This is a genomic window from Pseudomonas sp. Pc102 (assembly GCF_018408275.1).
Classification (GTDB): domain Bacteria; phylum Pseudomonadota; class Gammaproteobacteria; order Pseudomonadales; family Pseudomonadaceae; genus Metapseudomonas; species Metapseudomonas tohonis.
The window spans coordinates 5134154-5152163 of sequence record NZ_AP021905.1; the positions used below are offsets into that span (position 1 = coordinate 5134154).

The window sequence follows — 18010 nt, forward strand, 5'->3', positions numbered from 1 at the left end:
GCCTCAACCCCGGATTCGCGAAACCCCGACTGGAGGATTCACCATGCAGACCAAACTCCTGATCAACGGCCAACTGGTCGCCGGCGAAGGCGCCGCGCAAGCCGTGCTCAACCCCGCCCGTGGCACCACCCTGGTGGACATCCCCGAAGCCAGCGAGGCCCAGGTCGACGCCGCCGTGCGCGCCGCCGACGCCGCCTTCGACGCCTGGTCGCAGACCTCGCCCAAGGACCGCTCCGCCCTGCTGCTCAAGCTCGCCGACCGCATCGACGCCGGCGCCGAGGAGCTGGCGCGCCTGGAATCGGACAACTGCGGCAAGCCCTACGCGGCCGCGCTGAACGACGAGCTGCCCGCCGTCGCCGACGTGTTCCGCTTCTTCGCCGGTGCCAGCCGCTGCATGAGCGGTTCCGCCGCCGGTGAATACCTGCCCGGCCACACCTCGATGATCCGCCGCGACCCGGTGGGCGTCATCGCCTCCATCGCGCCCTGGAACTACCCGCTGATGATGGCCGCGTGGAAGCTCGGCCCGGCACTGGCCGCCGGCAACACCGTGGTGCTCAAGCCCTCCGAGCAGACCCCGCTGACCGCGCTGAAGCTGGCCGAGTACCTGGCCGAGATCTTCCCCGCCGGCGTGGTCAACATCGTCTTCGGCCGCGGCCCCAGCGTCGGCGAGCCGCTGACCACCCACCCCAAGGTGCGCATGGTCTCGCTCACCGGCTCGGTGGCCACCGGCTCGCGCATCATCGCCGGCACCGCCGACACCGTTAAGCGCATGCACATGGAACTGGGCGGCAAGGCCCCGGTGATCATCTTCGACGACGCCGACATCGACGCCGCCGTGGAAGGCATCCGCACCTTCGGCTTCTACAACGCCGGCCAGGACTGCACCGCCGCCTGCCGCATCTACGCGCAGAAGGGCATCTACGAGAAGTTCGTCGAGAAGCTCGGCGCCGCCGTCTCCACCATCAAGTACGGCCTGCAGGACGACGCCGGCACCGAGCTCGGCCCGCTGATCACCGAGCAGCACCGCGAGCGCGTGGCCGGCTTCGTCGAGCGCGCCGCCGCCCAGCCGCACATCCGCATCGTTACCGGTGGCAAGAAGGTCGAAGGCCCCGGCTTCTTCTTCGAGCCCACGGTGATCGCCGATGCCCGCCAGGACGACGAGATCGTGCGCCGCGAAGTCTTCGGCCCGGTGGTCTCGGTCACAGCCTTCGACGACGAGGCGCAGGTGCTGGCCTGGGCCAACGACTCCGACTACGGCCTGGCCTCCTCCCTATGGACCGCCGACGTCGGCCGCGCCCACCGCCTCTCCGCGCGCCTGCAGTACGGCTGCACCTGGGTCAACACCCACTTCATGCTGGTCAGCGAGATGCCCCACGGCGGCGTGAAGCTGTCGGGCTACGGCAAGGACATGTCGATGTACGGATTGGAGGATTACACCGCCATCCGCCACGTCATGTTCAAACACTGACCCTGAGCTGTTGCGCTAGGCCAGGCGTTGTTGGAAGCCGGCTCGAAATGCTCATGTACAAACGTACATTCCGCTTTCTCGCCGTCTTCCGCCTAGCCTGGCCGTCGCTCACGACGCTCAGCCACTCAGCGCTCCGCACGCTTTTTTTGTGGGAGCGAATTCATTCGCGATCCGGCCCGCAGGGCCGGCAGGTAAACGGCTGGCCGCTGCGCGGCTTTCGTGAATGAATTCGCTCCCACAGATCCCTGCTCACCACAGGCTCCGCTTCAAACCGCTGCACCCCACCCCAGGAGAACCGAAATGCGAACCACCCTGCGTAGTTTCAGCTTCATCCTGCTGTGCGCCGCCACCGGCCTGGCCCAGGCCGCCGGTGATGCAAGGTCCGTCGTCGAGGGCTACATGGCCGCCTGGAATGCCCACGATGCGGACAAGGCCGCAACCTTCCTCGCCGAGGATGCGGAATACTTCGACGCCACCGTCGGCACCCCGCAGAAAGGCAAGGCCGCCGCCCGCGACAACGTCATCAAGGTGTTCATCGGCGCGGTGCCGGACCTGAAATGGAAGATGACCAGCGAGCCCATCGTCGGGCCCGACGGCATCGCCTTCCAGTGGGAGTTCAGCGGCACCAACAGCGGCGCCTGGGGCGCGGAAACCCCGGCCACGAACAAGGCCCTGAAGTTCGAAGGGGTCAGCTTCGTGCGCATCAAGGACGGCAAGATCGCCTACCAGGGCGACTACTACGACGCCCTCGGCTTCAATAAGCAACTGGGCTGGTAAGCCCGACGTGACGCCCGGCACGACCCGGGCGCCATGCATAAAAAACGACAACGCCTTGCAGGTACACCATGACCATCACCCGCCGCGACTTCCTCAACGGCGCTGCCCTCGCCATCGGCGCCGGACTCACTCCGCTGCAGCTGCTCCAGGCCGCCCCCTCCGGCCGCTACTACCCGCCCGCCCTCACCGGCCTGCGCGGTAGCCACCCCGGCGCCTTCGAGGTGGCGCACCAGATGGGCTGGGAAAAGAAGGTGTTCGATACCGACGGTCTGAAGATCGAGGAGGAATACGACCTGGTGGTGGTCGGCGGCGGCATCAGCGGCCTCGCCGCGGCCTGGTTCTACCGCCAGAAGCACCCGCAGGCGCGCGTGCTCATCGTCGAGAACCACGACGACTTCGGCGGCCACGCCAAGCGCAACGAATTCCAGGCCGGCGGACGGATGATCCTCGGCTACGGCGGCAGCGAAGCCTTCCAGTCGCCCAAGAGCCTCTACAGCAAGGAGGTCAACGGCCTGCTCAAGCAGCTGGGCGTAGACATCGACCGCTTCGAGACCGCCTTCGACCGCGACTTCTACCCGGGCCTGGGCCTGTCGCGCGGGGTGTTCTTCGACAAGGCCGGCTTCGGCCAGGACAAGCTGGTGACCGGCGACCCGACGCCGATGGTGGCCGACGACATCGCCCCGGAAAAACTCAACGCCCGCAGCTGGCGCGCCTTCATCGAGGACTTCCCGCTGCCGGAGGCCGATCGCCAGGCGTTGATCGACCTGCACGAGGCACCGCGCGACTACCTCGCCGGCAAGAGCCGCGAGGAGAAGGAAGACCACCTGGCCAAGACCAGCTACCAGGACTTCCTGCACAAGGACGTGGGCCTGAGCGAGGCGGCCACCCGCTATTTCCTCGCCCGCACCAACGATTTCTCGGCCCTGAGCATCGACGCCGTGGCCGCCGCCGACGCCTACTCGGTGGGCTTCCCCGGCTTCGCCGCCATGGACCTCTCCCCCGTCAGCGAAGAGGCCAAGGCGGAGATGGAAGAGCCGTACATCTACCACTTCCCGGACGGCAACGCGTCCCTGGCGCGCCTGCTGGTGCGCGGGTTGATCCCGGCCGTGGCAGCGGGCAAGGGCATGGACGACATCGTCCTCGCCGACTTCGACTACGCCCAGCTCGACCAGCCGGGCAGCCCGGTGCGCCTGCGCCTGAACAGCACCGTGGTCAGCGTGCGCAACCGCGACGGCGGCGTGGACGTCGGCTACAGCCGTGGCGGCCAGCTGCACCGGGTACGCGGCAAGCACACGGTGCTGGCCTGCTACAACATGATCATCCCCTACATCCTGCGCGACCTCTCCGCCGAGCAGGCCCACGCGCTGTCGCAGAACGTGAAGTTCCCGCTGGTGTACACCAAGGTGGTGATCCGCAACTGGCAGAGCTTCCGCAAGCTCGGCGTGCACGAGATCTACGCGCCGAACCAGCCCTACAGCCGGGTCAAGCTCGACTACCCGGTGGACATCGGCGGCTACCGCCACCCACGCGACCCGAACCAGCCCATCGGCCTGCACATGGTCCACGTGCCCACCAGCCCGAACATGGGCATGGACGCCCGCACCCAGGCGCGGGTCGGTCGCACCAAGCTCTACGGCATGAGCTTCGAGCAGATGGAGACGGCCATCCGCGACCAGCTCCAGGCCATGCTCGGCCCGGCCGGCTTCGACCATCAGAAGGACATCCTCGGCATCACCGTGAACCGCTGGTCCCATGGCTACGCCTATTTCGCCAACAGCCTGTTCGACGACGAAGACGAGAGCGAGAAGCTGATGAACCTGGCGCGCACCCAGGTCGGCAACGTCACCATCGCCAACTCCGACGCGGCCTGGAGCGCCTACGCCCATGCCGCCATCGACGAGGCCTGGAGGGCAGTGGGCGAGCTGGGCTGACGCCGCGCCGAAGGCGGGGATGCCCAGGCCACAGATGAAAAAGCCCGCCGATCGGCGGGCTTTTTCATGGGCGGGCACTCACTCCTGTATGCGCAGGTGCGAGGTATCCGGCGGCGGCGCGGCCGGGGCGGCCTTGGCCTGGCCCATGTCGCTGCCCACCGGCGCCAGGCTGAACTGGCTCAGGTCGACCTTGGGCGCCTGCGCCTCGGCCTTGGCGTCCTGCAGGTCCGCCCCCACCGGAGCGATGCCGAAGTCCGGCGCGTCCACCTCGGCGAACGCCGCCATGTATTCGTCACGCGGCGCCACTTTCAGGCGCCCAACCGGAGCGCCCTCCCCGGCCGGCTGGGCCACCGGGGCGCGCGGCGCGGCGACCGGCTCCTGCACGGGCGGCGGCGCCAGCTCCACTTCCTCGATCTCGACGTCCATCGACACCACGTCCACCACCGCACCGGCACGCTCAAGCGTTGCACGATATTTCTCGGCGGCGGCCTCATCGAGGTTGTTCTTGATCACGATGCGCCTGCCGGAAAACAGCATGGCGATGCGTTGCGCGTCAGCCTGGAAGAGCTTGGCCATGTTGGCCTGCACCAGCTCCAGCCGGGCTCCCGGAACCAGTTGGCCGGAGAAAGCGATCTCGTAGCGGCTCATGGTCACACTCCTGTCCGAAACAGACCGCAGTATGGCGCAGGTTTTTTTCTGCAAACAACAAGTTGCAGCCAAGCAGTTGCTTGTTACACTTGAGCGTCGATGGAGTAATGCAATGTTTTCTCAGGCGCAAACGATAAGAATTCTCAGCCTAATGATGTTACTGGCCCTCCCTCTTTCGGGCCTGACGGGATGTTCCACCTGGATGACCGGCGGCTTCCGCGATCCGGACGTACGGCTGGTCAAGGTCGATGTGATCAAGGCGAAACTCCTCGAGCAGCAGTTCCTGCTGCGCTTTCGCGTGGACAACCCCAACGACGTCAGCCTGCCCGTCCGCGGCCTGGTCTATACCGTCCACCTCAACGACGTGAAGCTCGCCTCCGGCGAGTCCAGCACCTGGTTCACCGTGCCCGCCAATGGCCACGAGACCTTCGATGTCCCGGTGCGCACCAACCTCTGGCGCCACATGAAGTACATCGTCAAGCTCCTGGAGAAGCCCGACGAGCCGATCCACTACCGCCTCGAAGGCGAGGTGAAGACCGGCCTGATGTTCGGCAAGAGCGTGCACCTCTCGCGCAATGGCGAGATAATCCCGGGCAACTACATCCCGGAGTGACCTTTCCATGAGTCAAGAACCCCATGTCCATGGCCCCGACTGCAACCACGACCATGATCATGACCACCACCACGATCACGGCCATGTGCACGGCCCGCACTGCAACCACGGCCCGCAGGAGCCGGTGCGCAACCCGCTGAAGGAAGTGGGCCGCAACGATCCCTGCCCCTGTGGCAGCGCGAAGAAATTCAAGAAATGCCACGGCGCCTGATCCGCGCCAGTGCAACCAAGGCCCGTCTAGCACGGGCCTTTTCGTTGGCGTGGGGAATCCTTTAGGCTGGCCGCCCGCATCCTGAGGAGTCCCACCATGATCGACCTCTACTACTGGACCACCCCCAACGGCCACAAGATCACGCTGTTCCTCGAGGAGACCGGCCTCCCCTACCGGATCCACCCCATCAACATCGGCAAGGACGAGCAGTTCCAGCCGAGCTTCCTCAAGATCGCCCCGAACAACCGCATCCCCGCCATCGTCGACCACGCCCCGGCGGACGGCGGCGAGCCGCTATCGCTGTTCGAGTCCGGCGCCATCCTGCTCTACCTCGCCGAGAAGACCGGGCGCTTCATCCCCGCCGACCTGCGCGGTCGCGAAGAAACCCTGCAGTGGCTGTTCTGGCAGATGGGCGGCCTCGGCCCGATGGCCGGGCAGAACCACCACTTCAACCGCTTCGCCCCGGAGAAGGTGCCCTACGCCATCCAGCGCTACGTGAAGGAGACCGCCCGCCTCTACGGCGTGCTCGACAAGCGCCTGGCCGACCGCCCCTTCGTCGCCGGCGCCGAGTACGGCATCGCCGACATGGCAATCTATCCCTGGATCGTCCCGCACACCTACCAGGAACAGGACCTCGACGACTTCCCCAACCTCAAGCGCTGGTTCCACAGCATCCAGGCCCGCCCGGCCACGATCCGCGCCTATGAACTGGTGGAAAAGATCAACCCCGCCGCCGCTAAAAAGTAGGGCCAACGGCGCTTGCGCAGTGCGAGGCCGCTCTCTAACGTAGCGCGTTTGAAAACCGCCGCCTCTTCGGGAGATACCGCTCCATGGCCTCGCCTGCGCCCAAGCGCTTCCTGCCTCGTTTCTGCCTGGCCGCCGCCCTCGGCGCCATGGTCGCGCTGACCGGTTGCCAGTCCTGGCTCGACAGCCGCTATTCCGACAGCCTGCCCCCCACCTCCGGCTTCAAGCCGGTCAAGGGCCTGGCGCAGAGCGTCTCCATCCGCCGCAACCCGCTGGGCATGCCGCTGATCGAGACCACCACCTTCCACGACGCCCTGTTCGCCATGGGCTACGTGCACGCCTCCGACCGCCTCAGCCAGATGGTCGGCCTGCGCCTCATGGCCGAAGGTCGCCTGGCCGAGATGGCCGGCCCCGGCGTGCTGGAGGTCGATCGCTTCATGCGCGCGGTGAACCTGCGCAAGAGCGCGGACATCCTCTACAAGAACGCCTCCCCGCGCCTGAAGTCCTTCTTCGAGGTCTACGCGCGCGGCGTCAACGCCTACCTCTTCCAGTACCGCGACAAGCTGCCGATGGACCTCGCCGAGTCCGGCTACAAGCCCGCCTACTGGAAACCCGAGGACTCGGTGCTGGTCTTCAGCCTGCTCAACTTCGGCCTGGCGGTGAACCTGCAGGAAGAGATCGCCTCGCTGGTCATGGCGCAGAAGGTCGGGGCCGACAAGGTCGCCTGGCTGCTGCCCACCTACCCGGACGAGGACCTGCCCTTCGACGAAGCCGACAAGCTCAAGGGCCTCAACCTCGGCGGGCAGATCCAGGGCCTCGCCGCCATCGACCAGGCCGCCGGGCAACTGGCGGGCCTGAACATGCTCGGCGTCGCCGCCTCCAACAACTGGGCCATCGCCCCCCAGCGCACGCGCAACGGCAAGAGCATCCTCGCCAACGACACCCACCTGCCGCTGGCCATGCCCTCGTACTGGAACTTCATGCAGATCCGCTCGCCGAAGTTCCAGGCCGCAGGCGTCACCATCGCCGGCGTGCCCGCCGTGGTCGCCGGCTTCAACGGCAAGCTGGCCTGGGGCATGACCATGGTCATGGCCGACAACCAGGACCTCTACCTGGAAAAGGTCAAGCGCGAGGGCAACCGCCTCTACTACCTCGCCGACGGCAAATGGCAGCCGGCCATCGAGCGCAACGAGACCTTCTTCATCAAGGGCGAGCGGCCGATCCGCGAAACCCTCTACGAGACCCGCCACGGCCCGCTGCTCAACTCCGTGCTCGGCCAGCGCAAGCACCCGCTGCAGCCCCTGGAGATGAAGAGCGGCCTGGGCATCGCCCTGAAGACCGCGCAGTTCGAAAACGACCAGACCCTGGACGCCTTCTTCGACCTGTCCCGCGCGCAATCCGTCGAGCAGGCCAGCGAGGCGACGCGCTCGATCCGCGCCATCGGCCTCAACCTGCTCACCGCCGATGCCCAGCACATCGCCTGGCAGGTCACCGGCCGCTACCCCAACCGTCGCGAAGGCCGTGGCCTGATGCCCTCCCCCGGCTGGGACAGCCGCTACGACTGGGACGGTTTCGCCGACCCCATGCTGCACCCCTATGACCAGGACCCGACCCAGGGCTGGCTCGGCACAGCCAACCACCGCACCGTGCAGGGCGGCTATGGGGTGCAGCTGTCCAATTCCTGGTTCTACCCGGAGCGGGCCGAGCGCATCGCCGAGCTCGCCGGCAGCGGCAAGCACGACACCCGCAGCACCATCGCCATGCAGTACGACCAGACCACGCCCTTCGCCGCCAAGCTCAAGGCGATGTTCGAAGACCCGGCCATGGCCCAGCCGCTGAAGAAGGCCATCGACGCCCTGCCCGCGGCCGAGCGCGACAAGGCCCGTGAAGCCCTGAGCCGCCTGCTGGCCTTCGATGGCGACCTGCGCCCGACCTCGGCCGATGCGGTGTTCTACGAAGCCTTCCTGCAGGAAAGCGCCAGGCAGATCTTCCAGGACGAACTCGGCCCCGAAGGCAGCCCGGCCTGGCAGGCCCTGGTGGAGACCGCCAACCTCTCCTACTCCGCCCAGGCCGACCACCTGCTGGGCCGCGCCGACAGCCCGTTCTGGGACGACGTGCGCACAGCGCAGAAGGAAGACAAGCCCGCCATCCTCGCCCGCAGCCTGGCCGCCGCCGTCAGCTTCGCCGAAGGCAAGCTCGGCACCGACCGCAAGACCTGGCAGTGGGGCAAGCTGCACAGCTACACCTGGGCCACCGAAACCACCAGGCTCGCGCCCTTCATGAGCGCCAGCCAGCGCACCGGGATCAACGCCATCCAGGGCTACCTGGACCGTGGCCCCTACCCGGCCGGCGGCGACATGAACACGCTGAACGTCTCGGCCTACGAGTGGGGCAACGACTTCGACACCTGGCTGATCCCGGCCATGCGCATCATCGTCGACTTCGGCCAGCCGGAACCCATGATCGGGCTCAACAGCTCCGGCCAGTCCGGCAACCCGGCCAGCCCCAACTACGCCGACGGCATCGACGCCTGGCTCAAGGCCCGCTACATGAGCTTCCCCTTCCAGTCGCGGAACCTCGACAAGGTCTACGGCACCAAGCGGCTGATGCTCACCCCGCAAAAATGATCGCCCGGGGCGGGAACTAACCGCCCCGGCACTGTCTATGTAAGCGGACTTACTCCATAGATCACATCATTTCAGGGCGCCCTCACCGGCGCCCTTTCTTTTGCCCGCGAAAAGCCTCGTAGGTTGGGCTGAGGCACGAAGCCCAACGCACCGGAGCCCGTCCCAGCCGCGATGTCGGGCCTCGCCGGCTCGGCGCCAACCTACGGACGTAGCCCGGGCTTCAGCCCGGGAATCGGCAAAAAGGGAAAGGGGAAGAATCAGAAGCAGCGGCCCATGCATTGCACATGGGCCGCCATCGAAGGTCAGGACGCCTTCGGCTTCACCGGTGCCTTGGGCTCCGGCTTCTGGAAGGGGTACAGGTGCTGGCGCAGGATGCCGTCCGGCAGCGGCTTGCCGAACACGCCATAACGGGTCGGCCACTCCTTGGGCGGCAGCTTGAAGGTGCCGAACAGCATGTCGACGATCGGCAGGTGGATCGCGTAGTTCTTGTAGATGTAGTCCGGGTGCCGGGCGTGGTGCCAGTGGTGGTAGCGCGGCAGCACCAGCAGGTAGTTCAGCCAGCCGCCGTCGATGCGCACGTTGGCGTGGGCCAGCACCGCCTGCACGCCCACCAGGATCACGTAGGCATTCATCGCCTGGGGCGAGAAGCCCATCAGCATCAGCGGCACCAGCACCCCGGTACGGGTCAGCAGGATCTCCACGAAGTGGATGCGCGAGCCGGCCAGCCAGTCCATCGCCGTGCTCGAGTGGTGCACCGCATGGAAGCGCCACAGCCAGGGCACCACGTGGTACAGGCGGTGCAGCCAGTACTGGCCCAGGTCCGCCACCAGCACCGCGAGGATGAACTGCAGCCAGATCGGCAGCGACTGCACGCCCGCCTGGAAGGCCGGCGACACCGCCCAGCCCCCCAGCAGCGTGGACGAGGCGGTGACGAAGATCAGGATGAACTGCACCAGCATGTGGCTGACGAAGAAGTACGCCAGGTCCGTGCGCCAGTGGGGGCGCAGGATGTTCTGCTGCGGGTCCTTGGCGTAGAGCTTCTCCAGCGGGATGAACACGATGGCCGAGACCAGCAGCGCCAGCACGAACCAGTCCAGCCCCAGGGAATAGGGGGTCTGGCCGATGGTCTCGAACTGGATGTTGGTGCCGCCGAGGAACACCGCCAGGCCCGAGGCGGCGATGCCGGTGAAGCCCAGCCGCTTGCGGCGGTTGAGCAGGATGTTGAGCGTGCCCAGGGAGAACGACGCCACCAGCCCCACCAGCAGCATGCTGCGGGCGAACTGCTCGCTGTAGACCTTGCGGAACTCGGCGAAGGTCAGCCATTCGGGGAACAGGAAACACAGCACCGCGCAGAGGCTGAGCAGCCCCAGCGCCGCGGAAAGATAACCGCTGATACGCCCCTCGCCGATCCGGAACGGATCATGACCGTGGCGCTGGAAATAGGCCTTGATCGCCTGCATTCGCACATCCTCCATGAAGTCGGCAGAAAAGCCGCTCCCGATCTTGACGTCCACACCCCGTTCCAGGCCACCTGTTCCGACGAACACCCGGGACTTCCGTGACCTGTGTCGCGATCCCGAGGCGAACTTGCCAGCCGAACCAACCGAACCCGACCATGCTCATAGACATGAGCCCACAACGAGGCAACCCCATGGACCTGGTCGTCGCGAGGCCCGAAGGCCTCTACTGTCCGCCCGGTGACTTCTACATCGACCCCTGGAAACCGGTGGAACGTGCCGTCATCACCCACGGCCACGGCGACCACGCGCGCACCGGCAGCGGCCATTACCTGGCGACCAGCGCCGGCGCCGGCATCCTGCGTGCACGCCTCGGCGACATCCGCCTGCAGACCCTCGACTACGGCGAGCGCCTGGAGCACGGCGGCGTCACCCTCAGCCTGCATCCGGCCGGCCACGTGCTCGGCTCGGCCCAGGTGCGCCTGGAGTACCGGGGCGAAGTGTGGGTGGCCTCCGGCGACTACAAGACCGAGGCCGACGGCACCTGCGCGCCCTTCGAGCCGGTGCGCTGCCACTGCTTCATCACCGAATCCACCTTCGGCCTGCCCATCTACCGCTGGCAGCCGCAAGCCGCCCTGTTCGCCGAGATCGACGCCTGGTGGCGCGCCAACCAGGCCGCCGGGCGCGCCAGCGTGCTGTTCTGCTACGCCTTCGGCAAGGCCCAGCGCATCCTCCACGGCATCGACGCAAGCATCGGCCCGATCCTCGTCCACGGCGCCATGGAGCCGCTCAACCGGGTCTACCGCGAAGCCGGCGTCGCCCTGCCGCAAACCCGCTACGCCGGCGACATCGCCCGCAACGACCCACTGCTGCGCCAGGCCTTGGTCATGGCCCCGCCCTCCGCCGGCGGCAGTACCTGGATGCGCCGCTTCGGCGATTACAGCGACGCCTTCGCCAGCGGCTGGATGATGCTGCGCGGCACCCGCAGGCGGCGCGGCGTGGACCGCGGCTTCGTGCTCTCCGACCACGCCGACTGGCCCGGCCTGCTCTGGGCCATCGAGCAGAGCGGTGCCGAGCGGGTGTTCGTCACCCATGGCTCGGTCAACGTGCTGGTGCGCTACCTCAGCGAACAGGGCCTGGACGCCCAGGCCTTCAGCACCGAATACGGCGACGAGGACGAACCGGCCAGCGCCCCGGAGGCGACCCCGTGAAGGACTTCGCCGAGCTCTACGGTCGCCTCGACGCCAGCACCTCCAGCAACGCCAAGCTGGCCGCCCTGCAGGACTACTTCGCCAGCGCCACGCCCGAGGACGCCGCCTGGGCGGTGTACTTCCTCAGCGGTGGCAAGCCGCGCCAGCTGGTGCCGGTGCGGCAGCTGCGGGAGATCACCCTGGCCATCACCGGCCTGCCCGACTGGCTGTTCGAGGAGAGCTACCAGGCGGTGGGCGATCTGGCCGAAACCATTTCCCTGCTGCTGCCGCCCAGCGTCCAGCGTTCCGAAGAGGGCCTCGCCACCTGGGTCGAGGAGCACCTGCTGCCCCTGCGCGGGCTGCCCCCGGCGGAACTCGCCGCCCGCCTGCCACCGCTCTGGGCGCGCCTCGACCGCCTCAGCCTGCTGGTGTGCCTGAAGCTGGTCACCGGCGCCTTCCGGGTCGGCGTCTCGCGCCTGCTGGTCACCCGCGCCCTGGCCAACCTCGCCGGCCTCGACCCCAAGCGCGTCGCCCAGCGCCTGGTCGGCTACACCGACGCCTCGCGCCCGCCCAGCGCCCAGGGCTACGCCCGGCTCATCGCCGAACAGAGCGAGGCCGAGCACCTGGAACGCGGCGGCCTGCCCTACCCCTTCTTCCTCGCCCACCCGCTGCAGGCAGAGGTCGGCGCCTTCGCCGACCTGCTCGGCCCGCCGACGGACTGGCTGGTCGAATGGAAGTGGGACGGCATCCGCGCCCAGCTGGTACGCCGCGACGGCCACCTGTGGATCTGGTCGCGGGGCGAGGAGCTGGTCAGCGAACGCTTCCCCGAACTGCACGGCCTGGCCCATGCACTGCCAGAAGGCACGGTGATCGACGGCGAGATCCTGGTGTGGAAGGACGGCCGCGTGCAGCCCTTCGCCCTGCTGCAGCAACGCATCGGCCGCAAGCGCCTGACGCGCAAGGTGCTCGACGACGCCCCCGTGCGCCTGGTGGCCTACGACCTGCTGGAGTGGCGTGGCGAGGACTGGCGCCAGCGCCCCCTGGCCGAGCGCCGCGAACGCCTGGAACTGTTGCTGGAGGAAGTGGGCGACCCGGTGCTGGAACTGTCCCCCGAGGTGCACGGCGAAGACTGGCATGACCTCGCCCGCCAGCGCGAGGGCGCCCGCGCCCTCGGCGTCGAAGGGATGATGCTCAAGGCCCGCGACGCGCTCTACGGCGTCGGCCGCACCAAGGACCAGGGCACCTGGTGGAAATGGAAGCTCGACCCCTACAGCGTCGACGCCGTGCTGATCTACGCCCAGCGTGGCCACGGCCGCCGCGCCAACCTCTACACCGACTTCACCTTCGCCGTCTGGGATGGCGACGACGCCACCGCCGAGCGCGCCCTGGTGCCCTTCGCCAAGGCCTACTCGGGCCTCACGGACGAAGAAATGCGCCAGGTCGACGCCATCATCCGCCGCACCACGGTGGAGAAATTCGGCCCGGTGCGCAGCGTCACCCCGACCCTGGTGTTCGAACTGGGCTTCGAAGGCATCGCCCTGTCCAGGCGCCACAAGAGCGGCGTCGCCGTGCGCTTCCCGCGCATGCTGCGCTGGCGCCGCGACAAGCCGGTGGCCGAGGCCGACACCCTCGCCAGCCTCCAGGCACTGCTCACCGATGCCCCGCCGGAGCCCGAGGCTTGAGCCGCGCGCCCCGTCCCTCCTCGCGCTGGTTCGACAGCCGCGGCTGGCGCCCCTTCAGCTTCCAGAAGGCACTCTGGCGCGCCGTCGCCCAGGGCCGCTCCGGCCTGCTCCACGCCACCACCGGCGCCGGCAAGACCTACGCCGCCTGGTTCGCCGCGCTCGATTTGCTGGCCGGCGCCGCCCCCACCCGCAAGGCACCTGGCAAGGGCCAGGTGCTGCCGCTCTCGGTGCTGTGGATAACCCCCATGCGCGCCCTGGCGGCCGACACCGCCCGCGCCCTGCAGGCGCCCATCGACGAACTCGGCCTGCCCTGGAGCCTGGGCCTGCGCACGGGCGACACCGGCAGCGCCGAGCGGGCCCGGCAATCGCGCAACCTGCCCAGCGTGCTGGTCACCACGCCGGAAAGCCTGACCCTGCTGCTGACCCGCGCCGACGCCGCCCAGGCCTTCGCCGGGCTGCGCATGGTGGTGGTCGACGAATGGCACGAGTTGCTCGGCAACAAGCGCGGCGTGCAGCTGCAACTGGCCCTGGCGCGGTTGCGCCTGTGGAACCCCACGCTCGCCACCTGGGGCCTCTCCGCCACCCTCGGCAACCTGGACCATGCGCTGCAGGTGCTGGTGCCCGGCGGCGACGGCCTGCTCCTGCAGGGCGAACAACGCAAGCGCCTGGAGGTGGACACCCTGCTGCCGGCCAACGTCGAGCGCTTCCCCTGGGCCGGGCACATGGGCCTGCGCATGCTGCCGCAGGTGGTCGCGGAGCTGGAGTCCAGCGCCAGCAGCCTGGTGTTCACCAACACCCGCGCGCAGTCCGAAGCCTGGTACCAGGCCCTGCTGGCGGCGCGGCCGGACTGGGCCGGGCTGATCGCCCTGCACCATGGCTCGCTGTCCCGCGAGGTGCGCGAGTGGGTCGAGAACGGCCTCAAGCAGGGCCGGCTCAAGGCGGTGGTGTGCACCTCCAGCCTCGACCTGGGGGTCGATTTCCTCCCCGTGGAGCGGGTGCTCCAGGTGGGCACCGCCAAGGGCGTGGCGCGGCTGATGCAACGGGCCGGCCGCTCCGGCCACGCACCGGGCCGCGCCTCGCGGGTGACCCTGGTGCCCACCCACAGCCTGGAACTGGTGGAGGCGGTGGCCGCGCGCCAGGCCATCGCCGAGCGCCGTATCGAAGCGCGCCTGAGCCCGGAGAAGCCGCTGGACGTGCTGGTCCAGCACCTGGTCAGCATGGCCCTGGGCGGTGGCTTCACGTCCGCGGCGATGCTCGCCGAGGTGCGCAGCTGCTGGGCCTACCGCGCCCTGGGCGACGACGAATGGGCCTGGGCCCTGGCCTTCATCCGCCACGGCGGACACTCCCTCACCGCCTACCCCGAATACCGCCGCGCCGAGCCCGACGGCGCCGGCCATTGGCACGTGCCCAGCGCGCAACTGGCGCGGCGGCACCGGCAGAGCATCGGCACCATCGTCAGCGACGCCAGCCTGCAGGTGCGTTTCTGGGGCAAGGGCGGCGCGGCCGGCTCCCTGGGCAGCATCGAGGAAGGCTTCATCTCGCGCCTGCGCCCGGGAGACGCCTTCCTCTTCGCCGGCCGCCCGCTGGAACTGGTGCGGGTCGAGGACATGACCGCCTACGTGCGCCGCAGCACCGCACGCAAGGCCGCCATCCCGCGCTGGAATGGCGGGCGCATGCCGCTTTCCAGCGAACTGGCCGACGCCCTGGTTCACCAGTTGGGCGAAGCCGCGCGAGGCCATTACGACAGCCCGGAGCTGAAGCTGACCCGGCCGCTGCTGGAGCTGCAGCAGGCCTGGTCGGCGCTGCCCGACGAGCACAGCCTGCTGGCCGAGCGGTTGAAGAGCCGCGAAGGCTGGCACCTGTTCCTCTACCCCTTCGCCGGCCGCCAGGTGCACCTCGGGCTGGCCAGCCTGCTGGCCTGGCGCCTGGCCCGGCAGCGCCCGGTGAGCTTCTCCATCGCCGTCAACGACTACGGCCTGGAGCTGCTGGCGGCCACCGAGGTGGACTGGGCCGAGTGCCTGCGTCCCGAACTGTTCAGCGAGCACGCGCTGCTCGACGACCTGCTGCACAGCCTCAATGCCAGCGAGCTGTCGCGCCGGCGCTTCCGCGAGATCGCCCGCATCTCCGGGCTGGTGTTCGCCGGCCGCCCCGGCGCCAGCAAGAGCGCGCGCCAGCTGCAGGCTTCCAGCGGGCTGTTCTTCGATGTGTTCCGCCAGTACGACCCGGACAACCTGCTGCTGCACCAGGCCCGCGAGGAAGTGCTGCGCCAGGAACTGGACCTGCCGCGCCTGGAGGATTGCCTGCGGCGCATCCGCGAGCGCGAACTGCGCCTGGTGGAGGTGCCACGCCCGACACCGCTGGCCTTCCCGCTGCTGGTGGAACGCTTCCGCGAAGGCCTGAGCAGCGAGAAGCTGGCCGACCGCATCGCGCGCATGGTCGAGCAACTGGAACGCGCCGCCGACAGGCCGCCACGCCGGAGCCGCGCGCGATGAGGGCCGCACTGGAGGTGGCGCTGGCCGGCACCCGCGTCCTGCTGCTGGCCGACCGCGCGCTGTACTGGCCCGAGGAAGGCTGCCTGCTGGTGGCCGATATCCATTTCGGCAAGGCCGCCAGCTTCCGCCGCCTCGGCCAGCCGGTGCCCAGCGGCACCACGGCGGCGAACCTGCGCCGCCTGGACAACCTGCTGCACGAACACGGCTGCCGCCGGCTGGTGTTCCTCGGCGACTTCCTGCATGCCCGCCAGGGCGCAGACGCCCCCCTGTGGCCGGCGCTGGCTGCCTGGCGGGCCGGCCATCCGGAGCTCTCCATCGACCTGGTACGCGGCAACCACGACCGCCATGCCGGCGACCCGCCCGCTGCCCTCGGCTTCACCCTGCACCACGAGCCGCTGGCCCTCGGCCCCTTCGCCCTGCAGCACGAGCCCGAGCCGCACCCGGCACTGCACGTGCTGGCCGGCCACCTGCACCCGACCTTCCGCCTGCGCGGAGCCGGTCGCCAAAGCCTGCGCCTGCCCTGCTTCCACCTGGGCGAAAACCTGAGCCTACTGCCGGCCTTCGGTGAGTTCACCGGCGGCATGGAGCAGGCCAGCGCAACGGGTTCACGGATCTTCGTCTGCGGCGACGGCGGCGTCTGGCCCGCCCGCCATAGTTGATCGCCGCCTGGCTTGTTCGCCATCCATTAGCCGCAGGATGTCGACTTTTTTGCTGTTTTTCTGAACTTACACGCCAGGCAACACTCAGAACCTATGCATTGTTCATTGCTCCCTGGCGCCCACGTTGGCGCCTATTTTTTTGCCCGGAATTCGCCCTGGCCGCGCTATCAGGACAGCACGCTGCGGTCGAAGGTGAACACGCCGCCTTCCGCCGGGCGGTGCTCCAGCACCTTCTGCGGGCGGCCCATCTTCGGGTGGTTGTGTTCGCCGGTATCCAGCACCCAGCCCTGCCCCTTCATCTTCTCCAGGCGCCCGCGCAGGGTGGTGTGCTGCACCGCCTGGCCGAGGCAGGCCTGGAAGGCGCCCAGGGCTTCGGTGACGGTGAAGCGCCGGGGCAGCAGGTGCAGCGGCAGGGAGGTGTAGACCGACTTGCCGGCCAGCCGCTCGCGGGCCTGGCGCACCAGCTGGTCGTGGTCGAAGGGCAAGCCACTGGCCTCGTCCAGCGGCAGGAAGCGCAGGTCCGCGTTACTCAGTTGCGTGTCGGGCTCCAGCAGGGCGAGGTAGAAGGTCGACAGCGACCAGCCGCGCGGGTCGCGCCGGGCGTTGCCCACGGTGGCCACCTGTTCCAGGTGCTGCGGGCGCACCCGTGCCTTCTCCGCCAGGGCCCGGGTGGCGGCGGCGTCCAGGTCGGCGTCGTCGCAGCGGCCGTTGACCAGCACACCCGGCAGCGCCCATTCGCCCTCGAAGGGCGCCTGGGCCCGGCGGATCAGCAGCAGCTCCAGCCCCTGGGCCTCGTTCAGGCGCAGCGCCACGATGTCGACGCTGGCCAGTACCTGTGCAGAACTCATTGCAGCTCCCTATAGATATCCAGTTCACCCTGCACTTCCGGCAGGCACCAGGCCGGCGGCAGCGCCAGGCCCTCGCGCAGGTGCAGGCGGATGGCCGAACTGTGCAACAGCAGCGTCTCGTCCGCCACCAGCAGGCCGAAGCGCTCGCGCAGCTCCGCCCCGCGATGGAAGCCCGCCACCTGGGGCAGGTTGTCTTCGCCGATGACCAGGGCGATGTCCTCCGGCATCACGCCGTGCTCCGCGGCCAGCGCCTGCAGGAGGTCGTAGCTGTACACGGCCGCTGCGCCGGGCGCCAGCCGCGCCTCGATGGGGTCGCAGCGTACCCGCGCCGGGTCGATGCGCGCCGCCAGGCGCTCCAGCCAGGCACAGCGCAGGGCGAAATCGACCATGCGCTTGCCGTGGGCGTGGCGGTGGCTGGGCACCAGCAGCACCTGCTCGGCGCGCTCCAGTACCCGGCGCACCACGCTTTCATGGCCCGGATGGGGCGGGTCGAAGGCACCGCCGTACACCGCCAGGCGGAAGCGCACCGGGGCCGGAGACGCGCTGCCTGCCGGGTAGGCCCGCAGGCTGGGATCGGGAAAATCCTGCCGACTGTTTCTCATCGCTGTCCTCCTGCGATCAAAGAGTGCTTGACGACATATTACACGAGATGGAATATGTAGC

At 68.6% G+C, this 18010-nt stretch carries 15 protein-coding genes; 11 read left to right on the forward strand and 4 right to left on the reverse strand.

Translation table 11 applies throughout. From position 1 onward, the window contains the following. Nucleotides 1-43 precede the first annotated feature (43 nt). From PHLH3_RS23465 to PHLH3_RS23475, 3 genes are all read left to right on the forward strand, one after another. Nucleotides 44-1468 (forward strand): gamma-aminobutyraldehyde dehydrogenase, encoded by a 1425-nt coding sequence (locus PHLH3_RS23465; protein WP_213625974.1) that lies wholly within the window; start codon nucleotides 44-46, stop codon nucleotides 1466-1468. Nucleotides 1469-1768: 300 nt separating this feature from the next. Then, nucleotides 1769-2245, forward strand: a complete 477-nt coding sequence (locus tag PHLH3_RS23470; protein ID WP_213625975.1) for an ester cyclase — start codon at nucleotides 1769-1771, stop codon at nucleotides 2243-2245. A gap of 68 nt (nucleotides 2246-2313) precedes the next feature. Then, nucleotides 2314-4176 carry an NAD(P)/FAD-dependent oxidoreductase gene (locus PHLH3_RS23475; protein WP_213625976.1) on the forward strand — a complete coding sequence of 621 codons (1863 nt, stop codon included), beginning with the start codon at nucleotides 2314-2316 and terminating at the stop codon, nucleotides 4174-4176. A 78-nt stretch (nucleotides 4177-4254) separates the two neighbouring features. Here PHLH3_RS23475 and PHLH3_RS23480 read toward each other — a convergent pair whose 3' ends face one another. After that, a complete protein-coding gene (locus PHLH3_RS23480) occupies nucleotides 4255-4824 on the reverse strand; it encodes a hypothetical protein (RefSeq protein ID WP_213625977.1) in 570 nt (189 codons plus the stop codon). A 112-nt stretch (nucleotides 4825-4936) separates the two neighbouring features. Between PHLH3_RS23480 and PHLH3_RS23485 the strand changes: the two genes are divergently transcribed. The 4 genes from PHLH3_RS23485 to PHLH3_RS23500 all read left to right on the forward strand — a co-directional run bounded on the left by PHLH3_RS23485 (nucleotide 4937) and on the right by PHLH3_RS23500 (nucleotide 9019). Beyond that, entirely contained in the window at nucleotides 4937-5437 is a 501-nt protein-coding gene (locus PHLH3_RS23485) for an LEA type 2 family protein (RefSeq protein ID WP_173176037.1), read from the forward strand. Between the two features lie 7 nt (nucleotides 5438-5444). Beyond that, nucleotides 5445-5648, forward strand: a complete 204-nt coding sequence (locus tag PHLH3_RS23490) for an SEC-C metal-binding domain-containing protein (RefSeq protein WP_173176035.1) — start codon at nucleotides 5445-5447, stop codon at nucleotides 5646-5648. Nucleotides 5649-5744: 96 nt separating this feature from the next. Next, nucleotides 5745-6395, forward strand: a complete 651-nt coding sequence (locus PHLH3_RS23495) for a glutathione binding-like protein (protein ID WP_213625978.1) — start codon at nucleotides 5745-5747, stop codon at nucleotides 6393-6395. 83 nt (nucleotides 6396-6478) lie between these two features. Then, nucleotides 6479-9019, forward strand: coding sequence for a penicillin acylase family protein (locus PHLH3_RS23500; RefSeq protein ID WP_213625979.1), 2541 nt, complete (start codon nucleotides 6479-6481; stop codon nucleotides 9017-9019). 302 nt (nucleotides 9020-9321) lie between these two features. Here the strand turns inward: PHLH3_RS23500 and PHLH3_RS23505 are convergent, their stop codons facing one another. Further along, nucleotides 9322-10479, reverse strand: coding sequence for a sterol desaturase family protein (locus PHLH3_RS23505; protein WP_213625980.1), 1158 nt, complete (start codon nucleotides 10477-10479; stop codon nucleotides 9322-9324). Between the two features lie 191 nt (nucleotides 10480-10670). On the opposite strand from PHLH3_RS23505, the gene PHLH3_RS23510 reads away from it, so the two are divergent. Genes PHLH3_RS23510 through pdeM form a run of 4 tightly spaced genes read left to right on the forward strand, consistent with a single transcriptional unit; the run spans nucleotide 10671 to nucleotide 16499 of the window. Beyond that, entirely contained in the window at nucleotides 10671-11687 is a 1017-nt protein-coding gene (locus PHLH3_RS23510; protein WP_213625981.1) for a ligase-associated DNA damage response exonuclease, read from the forward strand. Continuing rightward, complete coding sequence (locus PHLH3_RS23515) at nucleotides 11684-13348, forward strand: ATP-dependent DNA ligase (protein ID WP_213625982.1); 1665 nt, start codon at nucleotides 11684-11686, stop codon at nucleotides 13346-13348. Before PHLH3_RS23510 ends, PHLH3_RS23515 begins: the two co-directional genes overlap by 4 nt. Continuing rightward, complete coding sequence (locus tag PHLH3_RS23520) at nucleotides 13345-15840, forward strand: ligase-associated DNA damage response DEXH box helicase (RefSeq protein WP_213625983.1); 2496 nt, start codon at nucleotides 13345-13347, stop codon at nucleotides 15838-15840. Before PHLH3_RS23515 ends, PHLH3_RS23520 begins: the two co-directional genes overlap by 4 nt. Next, nucleotides 15837-16499 carry a ligase-associated DNA damage response endonuclease PdeM gene (pdeM, locus tag PHLH3_RS23525; protein WP_213625984.1) on the forward strand — a complete coding sequence of 221 codons (663 nt, stop codon included), beginning with the start codon at nucleotides 15837-15839 and terminating at the stop codon, nucleotides 16497-16499. The genes PHLH3_RS23520 and pdeM overlap by 4 nt, the downstream gene beginning before the upstream one ends. 167 nt (nucleotides 16500-16666) lie before the next feature. Here the strand turns inward: pdeM and PHLH3_RS23530 are convergent, their stop codons facing one another. Together PHLH3_RS23530 and PHLH3_RS23535 are read right to left on the reverse strand one after the other, a co-directional pair. Further along, a complete protein-coding gene (locus PHLH3_RS23530; protein WP_213625985.1) occupies nucleotides 16667-17347 on the reverse strand; it encodes an NUDIX domain-containing protein in 681 nt (226 codons plus the stop codon). Beyond that, the gene (locus PHLH3_RS23535) at nucleotides 17344-17949 is read right to left on the reverse strand and encodes an adenylyltransferase/cytidyltransferase family protein (protein WP_213625986.1); all 606 of its coding nucleotides are present in this window, start codon (nucleotides 17947-17949) and stop codon (nucleotides 17344-17346) included. The genes PHLH3_RS23530 and PHLH3_RS23535 overlap by 4 nt, the downstream gene beginning before the upstream one ends. Nucleotides 17950-18010 lie beyond the last annotated feature (61 nt).

What these genes read in the sequence shown, in the direction of transcription:
- PHLH3_RS23465 (WP_213625974.1), top strand. Translation starts at nt 44, where the DNA reads ATGCAGACCAAACTCCTGATCAACGGCCAACTGGTCGCCGGCGAAGGC.
- PHLH3_RS23470 (WP_213625975.1), top strand. Translation starts at nt 1,769, where the DNA reads ATGCGAACCACCCTGCGTAGTTTCAGCTTCATCCTGCTGTGCGCCGCC.
- PHLH3_RS23475 (WP_213625976.1), top strand. Translation starts at nt 2,314, where the DNA reads ATGACCATCACCCGCCGCGACTTCCTCAACGGCGCTGCCCTCGCCATC.
- PHLH3_RS23480 (WP_213625977.1), bottom strand. Translation starts at nt 4,824, where the DNA reads ATGAGCCGCTACGAGATCGCTTTCTCCGGCCAACTGGTTCCGGGAGCC.
- PHLH3_RS23485 (WP_173176037.1), top strand. Translation starts at nt 4,937, where the DNA reads ATGTTTTCTCAGGCGCAAACGATAAGAATTCTCAGCCTAATGATGTTA.
- PHLH3_RS23490 (WP_173176035.1), top strand. Translation starts at nt 5,445, where the DNA reads ATGAGTCAAGAACCCCATGTCCATGGCCCCGACTGCAACCACGACCAT.
- PHLH3_RS23495 (WP_213625978.1), top strand. Translation starts at nt 5,745, where the DNA reads ATGATCGACCTCTACTACTGGACCACCCCCAACGGCCACAAGATCACG.
- PHLH3_RS23500 (WP_213625979.1), top strand. Translation starts at nt 6,479, where the DNA reads ATGGCCTCGCCTGCGCCCAAGCGCTTCCTGCCTCGTTTCTGCCTGGCC.
- PHLH3_RS23505 (WP_213625980.1), bottom strand. Translation starts at nt 10,479, where the DNA reads ATGCAGGCGATCAAGGCCTATTTCCAGCGCCACGGTCATGATCCGTTC.
- PHLH3_RS23510 (WP_213625981.1), top strand. Translation starts at nt 10,671, where the DNA reads ATGGACCTGGTCGTCGCGAGGCCCGAAGGCCTCTACTGTCCGCCCGGT.
- pdeM (WP_213625984.1), top strand. Translation starts at nt 15,837, where the DNA reads ATGAGGGCCGCACTGGAGGTGGCGCTGGCCGGCACCCGCGTCCTGCTG.
- PHLH3_RS23530 (WP_213625985.1), bottom strand. Translation starts at nt 17,347, where the DNA reads ATGAGTTCTGCACAGGTACTGGCCAGCGTCGACATCGTGGCGCTGCGC.
- PHLH3_RS23535 (WP_213625986.1), bottom strand. Translation starts at nt 17,949, where the DNA reads ATGAGAAACAGTCGGCAGGATTTTCCCGATCCCAGCCTGCGGGCCTAC.